General features: G+C 41.7%; 19 protein-coding genes. 14 read left to right on the top strand and 5 right to left on the bottom strand.

What is annotated here, in order from left to right; translation table 11 throughout:
- Positions 1-64: 64 nt before the first annotated feature.
- Complete coding sequence (locus DIU38_RS13150) at positions 65-454, bottom strand: hypothetical protein (protein ID WP_112655163.1); 390 nt, start codon at positions 452-454, stop codon at positions 65-67.
- A 195-nt stretch (positions 455-649) separates the two neighbouring features.
- Here DIU38_RS13150 and DIU38_RS13145 point away from each other — a divergent pair, with 195 nt between their 5' ends.
- Positions 650-1,531, top strand: a complete 882-nt coding sequence (locus DIU38_RS13145) for a glycosyltransferase family protein (RefSeq protein WP_112655161.1) — start codon at positions 650-652, stop codon at positions 1,529-1,531.
- Between the two features lie 485 nt (positions 1,532-2,016).
- Here DIU38_RS13145 and DIU38_RS13140 read toward each other — a convergent pair whose 3' ends face one another.
- Entirely contained in the window at positions 2,017-3,231 is a 1,215-nt protein-coding gene (locus tag DIU38_RS13140; protein WP_112655159.1) for a BaiN/RdsA family NAD(P)/FAD-dependent oxidoreductase, read from the bottom strand.
- 64 nt (positions 3,232-3,295) lie between these two features.
- Between DIU38_RS13140 and DIU38_RS13135 the strand changes: the two genes are divergently transcribed.
- The 7 genes from DIU38_RS13135 (at position 3,296) to DIU38_RS13105 (ending at position 7,207) form a co-directional block, all read left to right on the top strand.
- Positions 3,296-3,844, top strand: a complete 549-nt coding sequence (locus tag DIU38_RS13135; protein WP_243770834.1) for an NADH-quinone oxidoreductase subunit A — start codon at positions 3,296-3,298, stop codon at positions 3,842-3,844.
- Positions 3,837-4,319 carry an NADH-quinone oxidoreductase subunit B gene (locus tag DIU38_RS13130; RefSeq protein WP_112655155.1) on the top strand — a complete coding sequence of 161 codons (483 nt, stop codon included), beginning with the start codon at positions 3,837-3,839 and terminating at the stop codon, positions 4,317-4,319. Before DIU38_RS13135 ends, DIU38_RS13130 begins: the two co-directional genes overlap by 8 nt.
- A 10-nt stretch (positions 4,320-4,329) precedes the next feature.
- On the top strand, positions 4,330-4,617 hold the full coding sequence (locus DIU38_RS13125; protein WP_112655153.1) for a MafI family immunity protein: 288 nt from the start codon (positions 4,330-4,332) through the stop codon (positions 4,615-4,617).
- A 30-nt stretch (positions 4,618-4,647) separates the two neighbouring features.
- A complete protein-coding gene (locus DIU38_RS13120) occupies positions 4,648-5,100 on the top strand; it encodes a DoxX family protein (protein WP_112655151.1) in 453 nt (150 codons plus the stop codon).
- Positions 5,101-5,147: 47 nt separating this feature from the next.
- Positions 5,148-6,056, top strand: coding sequence for an alpha/beta hydrolase (locus DIU38_RS13115; protein ID WP_112655149.1), 909 nt, complete (start codon positions 5,148-5,150; stop codon positions 6,054-6,056).
- 120 nt (positions 6,057-6,176) lie between these two features.
- On the top strand, positions 6,177-6,662 hold the full coding sequence (locus tag DIU38_RS13110; RefSeq protein ID WP_112655147.1) for a hypothetical protein: 486 nt from the start codon (positions 6,177-6,179) through the stop codon (positions 6,660-6,662).
- A 2-nt stretch (positions 6,663-6,664) separates the two neighbouring features.
- Complete coding sequence (locus tag DIU38_RS13105; RefSeq protein ID WP_112655145.1) at positions 6,665-7,207, top strand: GNAT family N-acetyltransferase; 543 nt, start codon at positions 6,665-6,667, stop codon at positions 7,205-7,207.
- Positions 7,208-7,274: 67 nt separating this feature from the next.
- Here the strand turns inward: DIU38_RS13105 and DIU38_RS13100 are convergent, their stop codons facing one another.
- From DIU38_RS13100 to DIU38_RS13090, 3 genes are all read right to left on the bottom strand, one after another.
- Positions 7,275-7,856, bottom strand: coding sequence for a fasciclin domain-containing protein (locus tag DIU38_RS13100; protein WP_167516164.1), 582 nt, complete (start codon positions 7,854-7,856; stop codon positions 7,275-7,277).
- Positions 7,857-8,331: 475 nt separating this feature from the next.
- Positions 8,332-8,985 (bottom strand): hypothetical protein, encoded by a 654-nt coding sequence (locus DIU38_RS13095; RefSeq protein ID WP_146750319.1) that lies wholly within the window; start codon positions 8,983-8,985, stop codon positions 8,332-8,334.
- 92 nt (positions 8,986-9,077) lie between these two features.
- Complete coding sequence (locus tag DIU38_RS13090; RefSeq protein ID WP_112655139.1) at positions 9,078-9,704, bottom strand: hypothetical protein; 627 nt, start codon at positions 9,702-9,704, stop codon at positions 9,078-9,080.
- A 40-nt stretch (positions 9,705-9,744) separates the two neighbouring features.
- On the opposite strand from DIU38_RS13090, the gene DIU38_RS13085 reads away from it, so the two are divergent.
- The 6 genes from DIU38_RS13085 to DIU38_RS13060 all read left to right on the top strand — a co-directional run bounded on the left by DIU38_RS13085 (position 9,745) and on the right by DIU38_RS13060 (position 18,682).
- Positions 9,745-10,761 carry a threonine aldolase family protein gene (locus tag DIU38_RS13085; RefSeq protein ID WP_112655137.1) on the top strand — a complete coding sequence of 339 codons (1,017 nt, stop codon included), beginning with the start codon at positions 9,745-9,747 and terminating at the stop codon, positions 10,759-10,761.
- 101 nt (positions 10,762-10,862) lie between these two features.
- The gene (locus tag DIU38_RS13080) at positions 10,863-11,414 is read left to right on the top strand and encodes a pyridoxamine 5'-phosphate oxidase family protein (protein WP_112655135.1); all 552 of its coding nucleotides are present in this window, start codon (positions 10,863-10,865) and stop codon (positions 11,412-11,414) included.
- Between the two features lie 175 nt (positions 11,415-11,589).
- Positions 11,590-12,192, top strand: coding sequence for an RNA polymerase sigma factor (locus DIU38_RS13075; RefSeq protein ID WP_112655133.1), 603 nt, complete (start codon positions 11,590-11,592; stop codon positions 12,190-12,192).
- A 92-nt stretch (positions 12,193-12,284) separates the two neighbouring features.
- Entirely contained in the window at positions 12,285-13,478 is a 1,194-nt protein-coding gene (locus DIU38_RS13070; protein ID WP_112655131.1) for a FecR family protein, read from the top strand.
- A 274-nt stretch (positions 13,479-13,752) separates the two neighbouring features.
- Positions 13,753-17,154: a TonB-dependent receptor gene (locus DIU38_RS13065; RefSeq protein ID WP_112655129.1), complete on the top strand. Its 3,402-nt coding sequence runs from the start codon at positions 13,753-13,755 to the stop codon at positions 17,152-17,154.
- A 25-nt stretch (positions 17,155-17,179) separates the two neighbouring features.
- Positions 17,180-18,682 carry a RagB/SusD family nutrient uptake outer membrane protein gene (locus tag DIU38_RS13060; protein WP_112655391.1) on the top strand — a complete coding sequence of 501 codons (1,503 nt, stop codon included), beginning with the start codon at positions 17,180-17,182 and terminating at the stop codon, positions 18,680-18,682.
- Positions 18,683-18,706 lie beyond the last annotated feature (24 nt).

The raw sequence follows: 18,706 nt of genomic DNA, 5'->3' as shown, positions 1-18,706 counted from the left end.
TTTGAAGATGCAAGTTTAGCCTAAATCTTTCAAAAAGCCTATAAATGCTTTAAACAACAATGGCTTAACGACGTTTTTTGGTCATTAGATAATAGAAAACGCTGTGTACTACGATAAAACTAATAGCCGTAATAAAGTAAAGCGTTTTGTTTTCGGGGTTTAGCTGTAAACGGAAAGCAGTAATAACAAATACAACAGCGCCCGAAAAATAAAGCACCAGCCTTATAGATAGATTGTTGTAGTATACGGGGTTGGCCAAAAACAACATGGGCAAAGTCATTATTAAAATAAAGATGTTGAGCAAAGCCACACTTTCAGACAATGAGGGGAGTATCCCGTTTAGGTCCTGGCTTACACCTTTATGCTGCAGCGAGTAATAAACAGCACTTGCTACTATAGATATGATTACCGAAAAAAGGAAAGTTTTGAAAAGTTGCCTGGCGAGTGCCTTCATAGTGATATTTATTGATATAGATTACCGCAAAACTGTGCAGTAATTTTATTATTTGCAAAGTAACGCATCGGGATGCAAAATGCACTAATCCCAATGTCACAAATTGAAGATACCTGCAATCTGTTGATCTCGGGACGCGATGTCTTGAATCTTGTATCCTGAAGTCTTAATTCTGTTATTATCTTTACGCCGCATATGAAAGTATCCGGTTTTACCTTTATCAGGAACGCTGTACGTAATGATTATCCCATTGTTGAGGCTATTACATCCATATTACCGCTTTGCGATGAATTTATTGTAGTGGTAGGTAACTCCGATGATGGTACCCGGGGATTGATCGAGGGCATCAACTCGCCCGTTATAAAAATCATTGATTCGGTTTGGGATGAATCATTAAGGGAAGGCGGAAAGGTTTTCGCTGCCGAAACAGATAAGGCTTTTGCAGCTATATCGCCCGATGCCGACTGGTGCTTTTATATCCAGGGCGACGAAGCAGTGCATGAAAAATATCATCCGCTTATCAAAAAGGAAATGCGTGAAGCGTTAAATAAACCCAATATTGAAGGCTTATTATTTAAATACCTGCATTTTTATGGCTCATATGACTATTACGGGCATTCAAGGCGCTGGTACCGCCGCGAAATTCGTTTGCTCAAAAATATTAAGGGTATCCACGCCTATCGCGACGCGCAGGGCTTCAGACTTGAGGATCGGAAGATTAACGTAAAACTAATTGATGCCTATATTTATCATTACGGTTGGGCAAAGCCACCACAAGGACTGAATAACAAGGTGCGTAACTTTAACCAGTTTTATCATGATGAAAACTGGATGGCACAAAACCTGCCCGAAACCTATGAGTTTGACTACAGCAATGCCGACCGTCTCATCCGCTTTACCGGGACACATCCGGCGCCAATGCAAAAACGAATTGCGGCTACCAATTGGAATATCGATTTTGACTCCAAAAAGCTAAGGGCTGGTATGGACTTCCGCCGTAAGGCATTGCAAAAGGTTGAAGACCTTACGGGATGGCGCGTTGGTGAGTACAGGAATTATAAGATAGTGGAACGGTAGATAATAAACGCTATTAAAAATAGGTATTTACACTCATAACTTTGGTGGCGCTATTTTGTCAGCGCTATTCCTAACCGGCGCGGTCAATATCAAAAAAATCAAAAAAGCTTAAAAATAGGCTAAATAAAAATGGTGTTTTAACTCGTATGTGAACCGGAAGCGCTTACTCCTTAAAGTTTTAATTGTTGATAGTTAGATATTTAACAGTGTTTCGTGTAAAATATTATGTATTTGATAATCAATGTGTTTCATTTTTAAAGCGTTCCGCGTTTTCACTCTCAAAAAATGGAACAGCCCTTTTTAAAAAAAATAACGCCGGAGCTTTTTCCATTTTTTTTGGAGAATCGAAAAATTGGGACACCCGATTTGTTACAATTGCAAAGAGGATTTTATTGGCCTGGTATCACTGAGCATAGACATCAATTGGTGGGTTAGCTTGTAAAATAGCATCAACGAAATCAGCGCAATCACAAAAAAATCAACGGTCATATGTTCTGCGCAATCACAAAACCGCTTGCCCAGGCCCATTGAAAGTTATAGCCCCCAAGCCAGCCGGTAACATCCACACATTCGCCGCCAAAAAACAACCCTGGGACTTTCTTAGCCTCCAATGTTTTGGATGATAACTCATCTGTAGATACACCACCGCGCATTACTTCGGCTTTGTCATAACCTTTATCGCCGGCAGGTTTTACCTTAAAATCATGAATGAGGGTGCTGATGTTTTCAATGTCGGTTTTGGTGAGCGATGCCATGTTTTTTTCGGCGGGGAGTTTGTCGCTCAACGCTTCGGCAAACTTGCGGGTATATAAAGATGCGATGTATGCAAGCAGCATTTTTTTGCCGTTGGTTTCCTTTTCCTGCTGAATGAGGTCAGCAATATTTTGATTTGGCAGGAGATCGATGTTAATGGTTTCGCCGGGTTTCCAATACGAGGAGATCTGTAATATGGCCGGTCCGCTGAGGCCCCAGTGGGTAAACAGGATGTTTTCTTCAAAGCTTGCCCTGTCATTCCAAACACGACAGAAAATGCTGTTGCCCGATAATTGTTCATACCATGGCTGATCTTTGCCGGTAATGGTAAGCGGCACCAGGGCAGGGGCGGTATCGGTAACTTTTAAACCGAAATTGCGCGCCGTTCGGAGTCCGAAATCGGTAGCGCCCATTTTGGGGATGGGCAAACCGCCGGCAGCCATCACTACACTGGCAGCGCTTATATATTCCTGTTTGCCGTTAACTTCGGCCCTAACTGTAAAACCATCGTCAGTTTTTTCTACCATTTTAACTTCAGCATTTACCCAGATCTCCTGGGCAAGGTCATCGCATAGGTTAGTGAAAACTTCAACTACGTCTTTGGCCTTGTCACTCACCGGGAAGAGCTGGCCGAGCGTTTTTTCTTTACCGGTGATGCCATAAGTTTCAAAAAAGCTGATGGTATCATCAACTGTCCACTGCGAAAATGCTGATTTACAGAAATGTGGGTTTTGCGAAATAAATTGCTGATCGGTAGCGTAAAGGTTGGTATAGTTACAACGCCCGCCGCCGCTGATGAGTATCTTGGCGCCAACACGGTCGTTTTTTTCAAGTACCAATACACGCTTGCCTAAAAAGCCGGCCTGTACGGCGCACATGAGGCCGCATGCGCCTCCGCCAATTATTATAGCGTCAAAATCTGTTTGTTTTACTAAATTTGTACTCATGACGGATGTTTCGCAAATATCAGAATTTGGAAAGATACTCATCTTTATTATTACTGGGATAATAATGGTGTGCGTGATATTTTTTATCAACAAGCTTTTAGCCCCCAATAATCCCAATGCGGAAAAATTAAGCTCATATGAATGTGGCGAAGAACCAACCGGCAATGCCTGGTTACCCTTTAATCCCCGCTTTTATGTGATAGCGCTGGTTTTCCTGCTTTTTGATGTGGAGATGGTGTTTATTTTTCCCTGGGCAACGGTATTTGGCAGCCATGAGCTTGCAGCACAAGACGCACGCTGGGGCTGGCTTTCACTTGCCGAAATGTTTGTGTTTTTGGGCATCCTAATCATAGGTTTAATATACGTTTGGCGCAAAGGTGATCTGGACTGGATTAAGCCAACTCCCGTTGTACCGCATACCGATGTGCATATTCCGCCATCCTTGTACGAACAGTTGAACCAGGAACAAAGCAGGTTTACGGTAAAAGCTTTCAACGCTGCTCCTGTTTCAATTGCTGCAACTGCAACCGCCGCTGCTACTGCCACTCCGCTAACTGAGCCCGCCCGCAAACCAATGTTTAAACCCGCCTTTAAAAAGCCTGCAAATGAATAACGATATAACAAGTGAAAATGGTGGTGTAGTGGTAACCAAAATGAACGACCTGCTTAACTGGGCGCGTTTATCATCATTATGGCCGCTTAGTTTTGGTATAGCCTGTTGTGCTATTGAAATGATGGGCTCCATGGCATCTACTTACGACCTCGACCGCTTTGGCGTTTTCCCGCGCCCATCTGCCCGGCAGGCCGATGTAATCATTATTGCAGGTACCGTTACTTTTAAAATGGCCGAGCGTATTAAACGCCTGTACGAACAAATGCCTGAGCCTAAATATGTGATTTCGATGGGCTCGTGCTCCAACTGCGGCGGTCCTTACTGGCAGCATGGCTACCATGTGGTAAAAGGCGTTGACAGGGTGATCCCGGTTGATGTGTATGTACAAGGCTGCCCGCCAAGACCGGAAGCCTTAATTGGCGCTATATTAGAATTACAGAAGAAGATTGAGGGGGAGCAGTTGATAAAAGCATAATATTACCGTTATGTTTGGCTGGCGAAAAGAAAGAAAAACAAAGAGTCGGATATTGTCACTGATAAATTTGGCTGAGCAGTTAGGTTTAAATGAAAAGGATATAACGAATGCCAAAGAATGTCTTGAATATAACGAATTGGAATTAAGCTTTGACTGCGTGATAACCCAAATTCATGAATATGATGTTGCGATAAACAAAGCGTTTTATTCAATGGTAACTGCTATTGCAAGCGAGTTGAAACTACCAGCTAATGAATACGATTTTTTGGTTCCTTTAATAAAAAAGGAACTCTCTTAACTTTACCATCTAATCTTTTATTTGATCCTTATGAAAGTCCTGCTCGTTCTCATCATAAGTTTTATCCTTACGACCGTTATTTCCCGTCTATTTGTTGACGACTGGAACATTATGCTTAACGGTAATGTAGCCATGATGCTGATGCTTTGGTTTACCTCATTGGGGCATTTTATGTTTACCAAAGGGATGGTTATGATGATGCCTTCATTTATCCCGTTTAAAGGAGCGTTAGTTTATTTAACCGGGATAATGGAAATAGTTCTCGGCGCTTTGCTGGTGGTTAACGCTGCAAGGCATATAGCAGGGATTATTTTGCTCGTCATGTTTGTGGTCATGCTGCCTGCTAATATCAATGCTGCCATAAAGCACGTGGATTTTGAAAAAGGCACTTATGATGGCAGCGGCACCGGCTATCTATGGTTCCGCATTCCTTTACAATTGTTGTTTATAGCCTGGATATTATATTTTTCGGTCGGGATTTAGTTGGTGATTTTTAAGGATATCGATTATCTTTAAGCAATTAACCAATTATGAAAAAAATAACCCAAAACCTGCTGGTCATTTTGATCAGCACCTTGTCTGTGTCTGCTTTGGCGCAAACCTCAAGTCCCAAGCAGCCATTTTTCCCGAAGGGAACTATTTTGTACGGAGATGTAAACTATGCAGGGGATACGTTAAAGAAACACTTACTGGATATTTACCTGCCACCAACGGCAAAAGATAGTTATCCTGTTATTATCTGGATCCACGGTGGTGCGTGGATGCTGAATGATAAATATGCCGATATGGGTTACATGCAGAAAACCATTCAGGGTTTTATTGATAATGGTTATGCCGTTGCCTCTATCGATTATCGTTGGAGTACAACAGCACCATTTCCTGCGCAGATTCAGGATTGTAACCAGGCTATTGAATTTGTCTATCAAAATGCTTCAAAATATAAACTCAATAAAGATAAGTTTGGGGTGATTGGTTTTTCGGCCGGAGGGCATCTGGCATCGTTACTTGCTTTATCCAATAACAATAATATTAAAGAGTTTTATCCCAACGGAAACAAACCTCATTTTAAAATAAAACTGGCGCTTGATTTTTACGGGCCGTCAAATTTTCTGTCGCTCAAAGGCACGGATGTCAATGATCCCAAAAGCCCGGTTAACCTGCTGCTTGGCGCTTATGCTATTGATAGGCCCGATCTTGCCAACATAGCCAGTCCGGTTACCTATGTTGATAAAAACGATCCGCCATTTCTCATTGTTCAGGGCGAAAAGGATGAATCGGTCAATTACACCCAATCGGTTTTGCTAAGTTCATACCTTAAACTTGCCGGTGTTAAAAATGAACTTATTATTGTGCCCAACGCGCCTCATTACGGGGTGATGTTTGATGCAGAAGAGATCAGGAAAAGGGTGTTTTATTTTATGGATGAGTATCTGAAGTAATAATAAGATCAAGTGATTAAAATGGAAGTTACGCTCCTAAAGCTAATAGGTAAAAAATATGTTTCATTCGCCATTTATAGCACGCTAAAAGCATAAATTTACGCTTTTGTAATTTCTGCCATGTTAAAAAAAGAAAACCCGAAAAAGAAAAGTAAACTTGTCAATATCCTGTTCGCCGGGTTTATAACGGGTACGCTTGATGGACTTGCAGCCATGATCCTAAACTATAAAGTAAACCCGGGTGTTATTTTTAAATTTATTGCCAGCGGGGCTTTCGGACCGGCGGCTTTTGCAGGTGGGGCTGAAATTATAGTTGCCGGGGTTATCTTTCATTATGTAATCGCTTTTGTATTCAGCGCGGTATTTTTTCTGCTTTATCCGTTCTTTTATAATGGATTGCGCAATAAATATTTCGTAGCTGTTATTTACGGTATAGCTGCGTGGCTCATCATGAATTTAGGAGTTGTGCCGCTGAGTAAAATAACCATGAAGCCGGGATATCATATCCCGGTAAGTACTATTGTGATCGGGATGTTAACGCTGATAATTTGTGTGGGTTTGCCCGTAGTTTTCATTGCCGATAGAGAAACCCAGAAATCCAAATAGTTATGATGGGAATGCATATTTTAAATACCGACCGTTTGGGCTTACGCGGATTACTTGAGTCGGACGCCCTGAAAATATTGGCTCTCCGCTCCAATGCGGAAGTGAACAAACACCTTGACCGTGCTGCTAATACCACCGTTGACGAGGCACTGTTATTTATTAAAAAGATAGAGGCTATAGTTGGTAATAACGAAGGCTTTTATTGGGCTATAACCTTAAAAGACAAGGATGAGCTGATAGGAACCATTTGTTACTGGAACCTTAATGCTGCCAATAAAAGTGCAGAAATAGGTTATGAACTCCACCCTGATTATCAGGGGCAGGGCTTTATGCAGGAAGCCATTTCAGCGGTTTTGGCCTTTGGTTTTAATGATCAGCATTTAGAATTGATAACTGCTTGCCCGAAACAAGGGAACGAAAGTTCGGTGAAGTTATTGAAGAAAACAGGGTTTTCGCTTACAGGAAATTTTACAGATGGGGAAACTGGCAGCACATATCTCGATTTTAGAATGAATAAAGCCGATTACTTAACAGGCCTGTCATAAATGGAAAAACCCGGCTTCAACAGCCGGGTTTTTCGTGGATTTAAAATTTAAACAAAGTATTTTGTGATTAAGGCATCATGACGCCGTTAATACCGTGTACAACACCGTTGCTTGCTTGTGTGTCAAATGCGGTAACCAACACCGCATTGCCTTTGGCATCGGTGATCTGCAAATTGCTTTTATCATTTACGGATAAATGCAATGTTTGCCCGTCGATGGTTTTCAGGTCGGCTTTGCCTTTGCCTGCACCTAAGGCCTTAATGATATCGGTTTTAGTGTATTTACCTGCAACCACGTGATATTTCAGTATCGGAGCAAATTTGGCCGGATCTTTCATCAGGGCATCAAATTGTGCTTTTGGCAATTTGCTGAATGCTACATCATTTGGTGCAAATATGGTGAACGGACCAGGTGCCTGCAAAGTTGGCTCAAGCTGAGCAGATTTTATCGCAAGGGCCATTGGCGCGTAGTTAGTTGAGGTTGACATCACACCAACTACATCGCCTGATGCGGCAGTTGTTGATGTTGCAGGAGCAGCAGTTGCTTTTGTAGTATCTTTTTTGGTTGTATCCTGTGTTTGGGCTACTGCCTTGTTTGATAAAAAACCAATAGCTAACGAAGCAACGGCTATTAAAACTGACTTTTTCATGTTCATCTTTCTTTCTGTTTTTTTAGTGAATTAAAATGTAATGAGTAGTCGTTTTGATCGATATAAATTAATTAAGAGTTATTTATTTGGTGAATTACTATAGTTTAATAACTTTTAATTACGTAAAATAGTTTTGATTTATTAATATTTGTGCTTAAATACGTGATGTTCAGGAAGAAAAAAAGAGGGGAGAATCCGTTTTTTTGCGTGCTTTAAAACCTGAACAGAGGTCAAAAGAAGCGGATTTTGCGTTAAGGATAGCAGCGGATACCGGCCTTGTGGCTAATGCCTGTGAGTATGAGTGGATAGCCCGGCCGCAGGCAAACGTCACTATTAGATTTGAGATGTGAGACATGAGATTTGAGAGACATAATCTTTGTCTGAGAATGTATTGTACAATGTTCCAAAAAAGACGACCTGATCTTTTCAAGTCGTCTTTTTATACACCTTAATAAATCTCCAAGGTGAATATTTTCTATTGCCTTGCTTTTTGCAGTTCGTCAAATTTGGCAATGAGCTTATCGATATTCTTGAGATTGAATTTATGCTCATGGATCTGATCAACAAGGTCGGGTTCATCTCCCATGATATCACTCATAATATCTTCAAAATTTTCATCGGTTAGGCGTTTCATACCTGCAGTGTTTTCACCATAATAATAGGTTGTTTTTGAACTTCCGCCCCGGCCACCGCCGCCGCCAAGGTTAATGCCGATTCCGCCGCCAATTCCGCCGCCGTAACCACCGCTTCCGTAGCCTGCTGATATCCCCGGTGTAATGCCAAAGCCGCTGCCACCGCCGCCTTTACCTCCCTTAGCCATAAATAGCTTCACCGGCTCATCAAGCACTACTTTTACAAAGTCGGTTTCTTCTTTGGTCCACGATTCGTTTGCCGGAGCATGCGCCACAACAAAGCTGTCCTGACCAACAACATACGATCTTAAATCGCTGGCGCTTAATTTATATGGATTGGTTTTTTCGTTTTCCTTAAACTCAATGAAACCTTCACCTTTTATTGGCCCTTTTCCAGAAGGATTAGTGCGGATCAGCCCGGTTTCGCGGTTGCCCTTTACATCAGTAAAGCTACCCTGTTGCCATTTTTGCGATTTTGCTGATACAAAACACAGCATGAAAAATAAAATGATTAAAATTGAGCGCATAACGAGTTCTGAATACTGATACAAAGAACGCAAATTTCGACTTTTTAATATCCTTGCCTGTTTTACTTTAAGTTTTTTGGCAACTCGCCGGTTTTGTAGTATTTAACAAGATTACCTATGTGTTTGTAGTCAAACGTTTTATCGGAAATTCGGGTAACTGTCTCGGGTTTATCAGCCATTATTTTTGATAACATTTCCACAAAGTTATCTTTAGTGATTCGAGTAAGGTGTTCGCAGTCGGGGCCGTAGTAAAAAACTGAGTAATTTAAATCGATGCCTGATCTGTAATAGGGTAGCATACCATTTATGTTCCCTCCATGTACTGATGATGTATATGGTAAATAACTGTATAACTTTTCTGGATTGTTATTTACAACAACTTTAATAATGGGATTTAGTTTAAACGTTTTGTCTTTAACCACCACAAATGTGTCAGCTTCCATGGTGAAAGATTTCATCCACTCGGTTGATATATAAACAAAATCAGCATCTTTGTTTTCCTTGTAGGAAATGCAACCGCCCTTGCCGAACATATTTTGATCGGCGAGGGTCCAACTGATCAAACCACTACGGGTTCGGTTTGCAGTATCAGTAAAAGAACCGGGCACCCATTTGTCAAACCGCTTACTTTGAGCATGTGCACTAACAGTAACACTTAAAATACATAGTAACAGAAAAATTGTACGCATAAGATTTAGATATTTGGGTCTAAAATATAAAGAAATATTAATGCAACACACTGTTGATTTACGAAGCGATACTGTAACCAAGCCAACCCCAGGCATGCTTGAAGCTATGTGGAGCGTCAAAGTAGGGGATGATGTTTTTGGCGAGGACGAAACTATAAATGCCCTTGAAGCTAAAGCTGCCGCTATGTTTGGTATGGAAGCTGCTATCTTTTGCCCATCAGGTACCATGACCAACCAGATAGCAATTAAATGCTTTACCCAGCCGCTTGATGAGCTCATTGCCGACCAAACCGCGCATGTTTACAGGTACGAGGGTGGGGGCATTGCTTTTAATTCTGCAGTATCAACCCGATTATTGGAGGGTTACAGGGGTATACTGACAGCCGAAATGATAGAACCCGAGATCAATGCCGAAAATATCCATTACCCCCATACCAGTTTGGTAGTGTTGGAGAACACAGTTAATAAAGGCGGCGGCAGCTGCTACACGCTTGAAAATATCAAACCTATTGCCAACCTGTGCCGGGAGAAAGGTTTAAAGCTTCACCTTGATGGTGCCCGGATCTTTAACGCACTTACGCATACCGGTGACGCTGCGGTTGAGTATGGCAGATATTTTAATGGTATTTCGGTTTGCCTGTCAAAAGGATTGGGCGGACCTGTAGGTTCGGTTTTATTAGCCGATAAGGAAACTATTAAATATGCACGCCGCATCCGTAAAGTGTTGGGTGGTGGTATGCGCCAGGCGGGTTTTTTAGCTGCCGCGGGGATTTACGCGCTTGACCATCATGTTGAACGCCTGAAGATAGACCATGCCCATGCGCGTATTCTGGGTGAGGAACTGGGCCGATTGCCATGGGTAAGCAATGTAATTCCGGTTGAAACCAATATTGTTTTATTTGATACGGTTGAACCGGCTGCTGCGGTGCTTGCCAAACTTGCAGACAAAGGCATTAGGGCAAGCGATACAGGTAAAAACCGCATCCGCTTTGTAACACACCTTGATGTACATGCCGAACAGGTGGAATATACAATAGAGGCATTGAAGGGATTATAATGTAGGTCCTGGGCCAAATATTCAGAGATAGTTTTGGCCCGGGCTATTTATTTTTTGTGTTGCTGCTTATATTTGAGTATCGTTAATTAAAACCTTTTATTATGGGTAAGTTTTTTAATGAGATACTTGATCATCATAAGGATTTTATTGCCCATCAAAAAATATTTTTTGTGGCAACGGCCCCTTTAAGCTCCGGTGGCTATGTGAACCTTTCGCCAAAAGATAATGCCAGTTTCTGCATTCTTTCCAATAACCGAGTAGCTTATATGGATATTATTGGCAGTGGTAATGAAACCGCTGCCCATCTGCTCGAAAACCAACGCATAACTTTTATGTTCTGCGCTTTTGACGGGCCTCCGAACATTTTGCGCTTATATGGCAAAGGTCACAGCATTTTACCCAATGGTAGTAATGCCGTGTGGAATGAGCTGTCTTCATATTTCAACATCCATATGGCAACGCGGCAAATAATAGTGGGTGATATTGATTTGGTACAAACTTCGTGCGGCTTTAGTGTGCCGCTTTATGAATATTCAGGCGAACGTGATTATGCTATAAAATGGGCCGAAAAAAAAGGTGAACAGGGTTTGGCCAATTATAAGCAAGAAAAAAATCGGGTTAGTTTAGATGGTTTGCCAACCCCATTGTACTGATTGACATTTATTTAATACATACTTAATAGTTAAAAAACTTTGAGAATGTGACCGTTTCATATTTTTTCAAACATTTTCAATTTCTTTACAGTTATACGTTGGTTTCATCGATATAATTATTAATGCTGCAAATACTGCGAATTTTATAATATTTGCGGCAACCATACATTAGCCTATGTTTGAATTTACTCAATCAAATGAGAAGGAACTGCTTTTTCAAGTGGCTCAGGGTAATGAGTTTGCTTTTCGTCAATTGTTTTCTGTTTATCACCAGCGTTTAGGCGTTCATATCTTGCGTATAACCCATTCTGCTGAACTGGCTGAAGAGGTTGTACAGGATGTGTTTATGAAGATCTGGATGACCCGCGAAACGCTTACGGGGGTTGATAATTTCAAAGCTTACCTGTTTGTAATTTCAAAAAACCATGCTTTAAACTGTTTGCGCAAAGTTGCCCGCGAGCAGATGCAGCTTAAAAAGTTGGAAGAAACCCGCATTGTGCCTTTTAATGCCGAAGTTCAGGAAACAGATCATTATTATAACTTGATTGATGAGGCCATTGATCAGCTGCCGCCTCAGCAGCAAAAAGTTTACCTCATGAGCAGGCATAACCGCTTAAAGTATCATGAGATTGCCGATGAGCTTGAGCTATCCCGCGAAACCGTCAAGAAATACCTTCAAATTGCCACCTCATCCATAAAAGATTATGTGCATGAACATATGGAGGCGATAGCGTTAGTAATGGCGCTGATTCATTTTTTTATTTTTTTCAAAAAGTAATACCCCCTTTTTAATCTCACAGGTGTCATGTATATAAGATCTGCCCCAACTCACTGTAGCCAATTATACAGTTATACTGAAAAACATTTACTATGAGCGAACTTTACGCCCGGCTTGATTATTTGTTTAATACTTATTATAATGGCACTGCTACGCCAGCCGAGCGCGATGAATTATTTGAGATCATCAACTCATCGGCAACCGATGCGGAGCTTGCATCGCTCATACATCATGCCTGGGATAAGCTTGACGATCATGGCCCGCTTTTTGACCGCTCGAAAAGCGAGGATATGCTCATGCAGATTTTAAGAACTAATCCCGAACAATCTGTTGCTGCACCTGTAAAGAATAATAACCTCCCCTGGAGAAGGTTAGGGGTTGCCGCTTCATTTTTATTACTTGTTGGGTTCGGCGCTTACATTTATAGCAATCAAAAAAAGCAGGTTATTGCAAAAAAAAATATTGCCAAAATTTATCCTAAAAATGATGCTTTGCCTGGTGGTAACAAAGCAATTTTAACATTGGCCAATGGCAAAACTATTACGCTTGACAGTGCGCAAAACGGCCTGCTGGCGCAACAGGGTACCACCAAAATCAATAAAACCCGCAACGGTCAGCTGGTTTATGAAACCGGTACTAATGTTGATGCTCCGGTAATAAATACTGTTTCAACTCCGCGTGGCGGTCAATACCAGTTAGTTTTGCCGGATGGGAGCAAGGTTTGTTTAAATTCGGCATCATCATTAAGCTTTCCAACCAGGTTTACGGGCAAAACGCGTGAGGTCACCATCACCGGCGAAGCTTACTTTGAGGTTGCCAAAAATCCACAGATGCCTTTCAGGGTTAAATCCGATAACACTACAGTTGAAGTTTTAGGTACGCATTTCAATATCATGGCCTATAATGACGAGGCGGAAATGAAAACCACATTATTAGAAGGGTCAGTAAAAATAAGTAACGGCACTGCAAACGGCATTTTAAAACCCGGACAGCAGGCTGTACTCAATAAAGCAGGCAGGCTCAAAGTACTTAACGATGCTGATGTAGATGATGAAATAGCCTGGAAAGACGGCATTTTTCAATTCAGGGATGCGGGGATAGATGCCATTATGAGGCAGGCTGCCCGTTGGTATGATGTTGAGGTGGCCTACGAAGGTAAAATACCACAGCGCGAATTTACAGGCCGGATCTCCCGAAATGTAAAAGCATCCGAATTAATGAGCATGCTTGGCTATGCCGGAGTAAAATTTAAAATTGAAGATAAGCGCATTACCATACAACAATAGCATAATTATTATACCTACTATATTAAGCAACCAATTGTTAACAATTTAAACAACCCTATGATGGAAGAAATACCTGAGATAAGTTAGCCCGACCCTTGGGATCAAATTGGTAAAACGGTTTATCATGCGTTCAAACATGTGTATCGAATTCCAAAACCAGCACATGAAAAAACCGGGAAGTATTCGCAGTACTTTCCCGGCATAAACATCTGGGTCCCAAATTTCTACAATCGATGAATTGAAAGTTAATGTTTAACCCAAACTCTACAAACTTATGAATTTTAATTCTAAGGCCACGCCTTTGGCATGGCCTCAATTACGCAAATTTATATTGGCCATGAAGCTAACTGCCTTTATTATAATTGCGGCCCTTACCAATGTGAGTGCCAAAAGTTATAGCCAGATAGTTACTTTGCACCAAAAAAACACTACCGTTGAAAAAGTACTCCGCTCAATTGAAAAACAAACAGGCTATCATTTCATGTATGATAAGCAGGATGTATCAAAGGCCGGAGCAATCAACATTGAAGTTGCAAACGTATCTATAGAGAGTGCGCTTGATCAATGCTTTAAAGATCAGCCGCTTACCTACAAAATTTTTGATCAAACTATTGTCGTAAAAAAGAAGGATGAGCCTGTTGTATCGCAGGTAGCCGTTGCCCCAATTAAAATAACGGGCACGGTAAGCGATGCTAAAGGCCCCCTTCCGGGTGTTACTGTTAGGGCAAAAGGCACCAATGTTGGTGTGCAAACTGATATTAACGGTAAATATACCTTAAACGCACCTGATGGTAATGGTACGCTGGTTTTTACCTTTATCGGGTATACTACTAAAGAAGTACCAATTGGCGGCAAAAGCCAGATCGATGTTACTTTGGTAGAAGAGCCAAAAGCATTGAGCGAGGTTGTTGTGGTTGGTTACGGTACCGCTAAAAAAGTCGATCTGACAGGTTCTGTAGGTAGTGTGGGGGCAAAACAATTGCAAGAGCGCCCGCAAACCAATCTTGAGCAGGAGTTATCAGGTAAAATTGCCGGTGTAAACGTGTCAAGTAACTCAGGTGCACCAGGTGGCGCAACCAAAATCAGGATCCGCGGTTACAGCTCCATCAATACCAATACCGATCCGTTATATGTTGTGGATGGCGTGGTTTGGACAGAAGGTGGTAACGCCATTAACCCTAATGACATTGAAACTATCGACGTACTGAAAGACGCATCATCAACCGCTATTTATGGTACACGCGGTGCAAACGGTGTAATTTTGGTTACCACTAAAAGAGGTAAAAAAGGCGGTACCATTTCTTACGATGCCTATATGGCCGTAAATCATATGTTTAAGGAGATACCCGTTCTTAACTCAAAACAGTTTATGCAGATTGAGGATGTTTCTTACGCTAATATCAAAAAATATGACCCTACCGGCTGGGCTGCGGGCGACTATACCGACCGTAACCCGGTAACGCAAAGAACAGCCCTTATCGGTAAACTGTTTGATCAAAATTTAAATCCATTATATGACGTTGACTGGCAAAAAGCTACAACCCGTACTTCGGTAAGCCAAAACCACAACGTTGCATTTACCGGCGGCGCCGAAAATGTAAACTATGGCTTGTTTCTGAACTATGCTGATGACGAAGGTATTATCCTTAACAGCTACCTGAAACGTTATAATGTGCGTTTAACGGTTGATAACCAGATAAAACCATGGGTAAAAGTTGGTGCTACATTAAACTACAACTACCAGGATGGCCGCAACCAGGATCAGGGTACAGGCGGTAACAACATCCCGCGTATGTTAATTGAGATGGTGCCTTTTATTCCTGTTAGATACCCTGACGGAACCTATGGTAAACGTACTGATTATCCTAACCTTGAAGGCGGTGATAACCCGGTAGCACAAGCTAACGAAATTCAATCTCTTACCCGCAACCGTATCTTCAGCGGTAATGGTTATTTAAATTTAAACCTGTTGCCAGGTCTTGAATTCCGCAGCGTTTTGGGAGTAACCACATCTGCTAATTATAACCCGGCTTCTCAAAGCGGGCTTGTTGGCGGCCCTGTTGCAGGACAAAGCTATAGCTCGGCCTCGATAGAGGAGTTTAACAGGACGTTTTGGCAATGGCAAAACTATTTCACCTACAACAAAACCTTTAACAAGGTACATACTATAAACCTTGTTGCAGGTGCCGAACGTCAAAACTATCAGCAACTTCGTTTAAAAGGATCAACGGGTACATTGTCTGACGATTTTTATGAGTATTATAACTTATCTGCCGGTATTGTACCCAATAAACCAGAGTCTGATTATGATGCATGGCAAATGCAGTCGTTTTTTGCCAGATTGAACTATAACTACAACGAGAAATACCTGTTAACTTTAACGGGGCGTGAGGACGGCTCCTCACGCTTTGGTACCAACAAAAAGTACGGCTTTTTTCCTTCTGCGGCGTTTGCATGGCGCGTATCTCAGGAAGATTTCTTAAAGGATAATAAAACTATATCAGATCTGAAATTGAGACTGAGCTACGGTTTAACCGGTAACTCCGAAATTGGTGAATATCGTTCACTCGCAAATATTAATACAGTTGGCTACGCCTTTGGCGGCAACAGTGCGGTAGGTACTACGCAAACCTCGATAGGTAATGAGGATCTGCAGTGGGAAAAAACCGCGGAGTATGATTTAGGCTTTTCATTGGGCTTGTTTAATAATCGTTTAAACATTGAAGCAGATGCTTATCTGAAAAAGACAAAAGCATTGCTTTTAAATGCACCACTGCCAGAAACAAGCGGTTTTCAAACCGTATATAAAAATATAGGTAAACTGCAAAACAAAGGTCTCGAGTTCACGATCAATGCTACTCCTATAAAAACACAGGATTTCACCTGGAACTCAACCTTTAATATTTCATTCCTGAAAAACAAGATCCTGCAGTTAGGTGCATCTAATGATGATATCTTCCTTGCTCCAACCTTCCTTTCGCAATTTAACCTGATGCGGGTTGGTCTTCCGGCCGGTAGTTTTTATGGTTACAAAGTGCTTGGAACATGGGGAACTGCTGAGGCGACCGAAGCTGCTAAATATGGCTTGTTACCAGGCGACCTGAAAATACAGGATACCAATGGCGATGGCAAAGTTAGCGCTGACGATAAAGTGGTATTAGGTAAATCAATACCTGATGGTTATGGTACTTTCAGCAACAACTTCCGCTACAAAAACGTTGACCTGGGTGTTGATCTGCAATTTAATTACGGTAATCAGATCATGAACCTTACCCGCCACTCGGGCCAGGACCGCACTGGTCAGGCAAACAGCTATGCTACTGTACTTAACGCCTGGACACCGACTAACCAAAACACCAGCATTGCCGAAAGCAGGCCCGCTTATGTTCGTTATCAAACCGAAATTTATTCAACCAAAGTTGAAAGCGGAAACTTCATTCGCGGCAGGGCGATAACACTTGGTTATACTTTTAATGACAATATTCTTAAAAAGTTAAAGTTAAGCCGTTTAAGGGTTTATGCGCAGGCACAAAACCTGTTCCTGATAACCAAATACACCGGTTATGATCCAGAGGTATCAACATACAATGCCTCAAGCAACTTCACCCAGGGTATCCAGTTTTATGATTATCCAAAACCACGTACTTTCCTGTTAGGTGTTAATGTTAGTCTTTAATTAAAAAATGTTAAAACATCATATTATGAAATTTAACTTTAAAAAATACAGGGTAGGTGGTTTGTTACTTATCCTTGCTGCTGCTACAGGCAGTGGTTGCAAGAAATATCTTGATGAAAAAAATAAGAGCAACTTTGTTAAGGATAATTATTTTGTCAGCTCAAACCAGGCTTTAACCTTTGTAAATGGTTTGTACAACGTAATGTATTTTTTTCAAAATGGAGATGCTTATGGTGAAAGCCCTTTTATTACATTGGAGTTGTTTGCCGGCCATGCCACTTCGTTAGGACAGAGCGTAAACAATGGTAACGTGATCCATCAGCGTACCGATGCAGTTAATCCTGGTTTTGAAACAGTATGGTACAACTGCTACAAGGGGATTGCCAATGCAAATCTTGCCATTGAAAAGATCCCTGGTATATCACCAATGGATGATGGATTAAAAAAGAAACTGATAGGTGAAGCTTACTTTTTCAGGGCATTTTATTACTACCACCTGGTGCGTTTATATGGCGATGTTCCGCTGATTACCGCGTCGCAAACAGTGAGCAGCCCCGATCTGTATCCTTCACGTACACCTGTGGCCGATGTTTATAAACAAATCATCAGCGATTTACAGGCAGCCGAAGCATCAGGGATGCCGAATACTGATGCTTCGGGTCGCGTTTCATTGGGGGCTGTTAAAACCTTATTGGCCAGCGTTTACTTAACAACAGCAGGCTTCCCGCTAAAACAAACTGAAAACTATGCCAAGGCGGCATCAGAAATTGAGCCTGTTTTAAGTTGGTACTCTCTGTTTTCTGATTATGCATTCCTGCATGATAATGCGCATAAAAATCAGCAGGAATTAATATTCCAGATCAATTACTTGGTGGGTACTCAAACTAATGCTATTCCTCAGTTAACTATTCCGTTTAACCTGTTGGTTGGTGCATATGGAGACCACCTTGGCGCTATGATCCCTACCAATCAGTTTGTGGCAAGTTACGAGGCGGGCGACCTACGTACACAGGAACGCCAGTTTTATTTCTCAAGCTATCCTCAATACGGTAACCCAGGCAACATCATTCAGTTTGGCGAACATGCACTTTATAAATATTTCCATGTTGAAAGTGCTGCTCAAAGCGGTCGAAGTGATGAGAACTGGACTTTATTGCGTTTGCCCGAAGCTCAGTTGATCTATGCCGAAGCAACTAATGAGGTAAGCGGGCCAACTGCTGAAGCTTATGCCGCTGTTAATGCTATCCGTGCACGCGCTAAACTTGCGCCATTGAGTAATTTAACCAAAGATACCTTCCGCCAGGCAATCTGGAGAGAACGCTACCATGAGCTTGCTTATGAAAATAAGGCATACTTTGATATGCAGCGTACCCATATGGCTTACTTGCCCCAATCAAACACCTTTGCTGATCCTACCGCTTCGCAAACAGAGCAGGGCGTAACCTTTAAAACTCAATATTACCTGTGGCCTATACCACAGCGTGAAATCAGCACTAACAGTAAATTAACCCAAAATCCGGGTTGGTAATTGTATAATGCAAATAATACACTT

The sequence above is a fragment of the Mucilaginibacter metallidurans genome (genome assembly GCF_003286435.2).
GTDB lineage: Bacteria > Bacteroidota > Bacteroidia > Sphingobacteriales > Sphingobacteriaceae > Mucilaginibacter > Mucilaginibacter gossypii.
The sequence above is the reverse complement of the archived record's forward strand: the minus strand, read 5'-3'. Positions and strand labels throughout refer to the sequence as shown.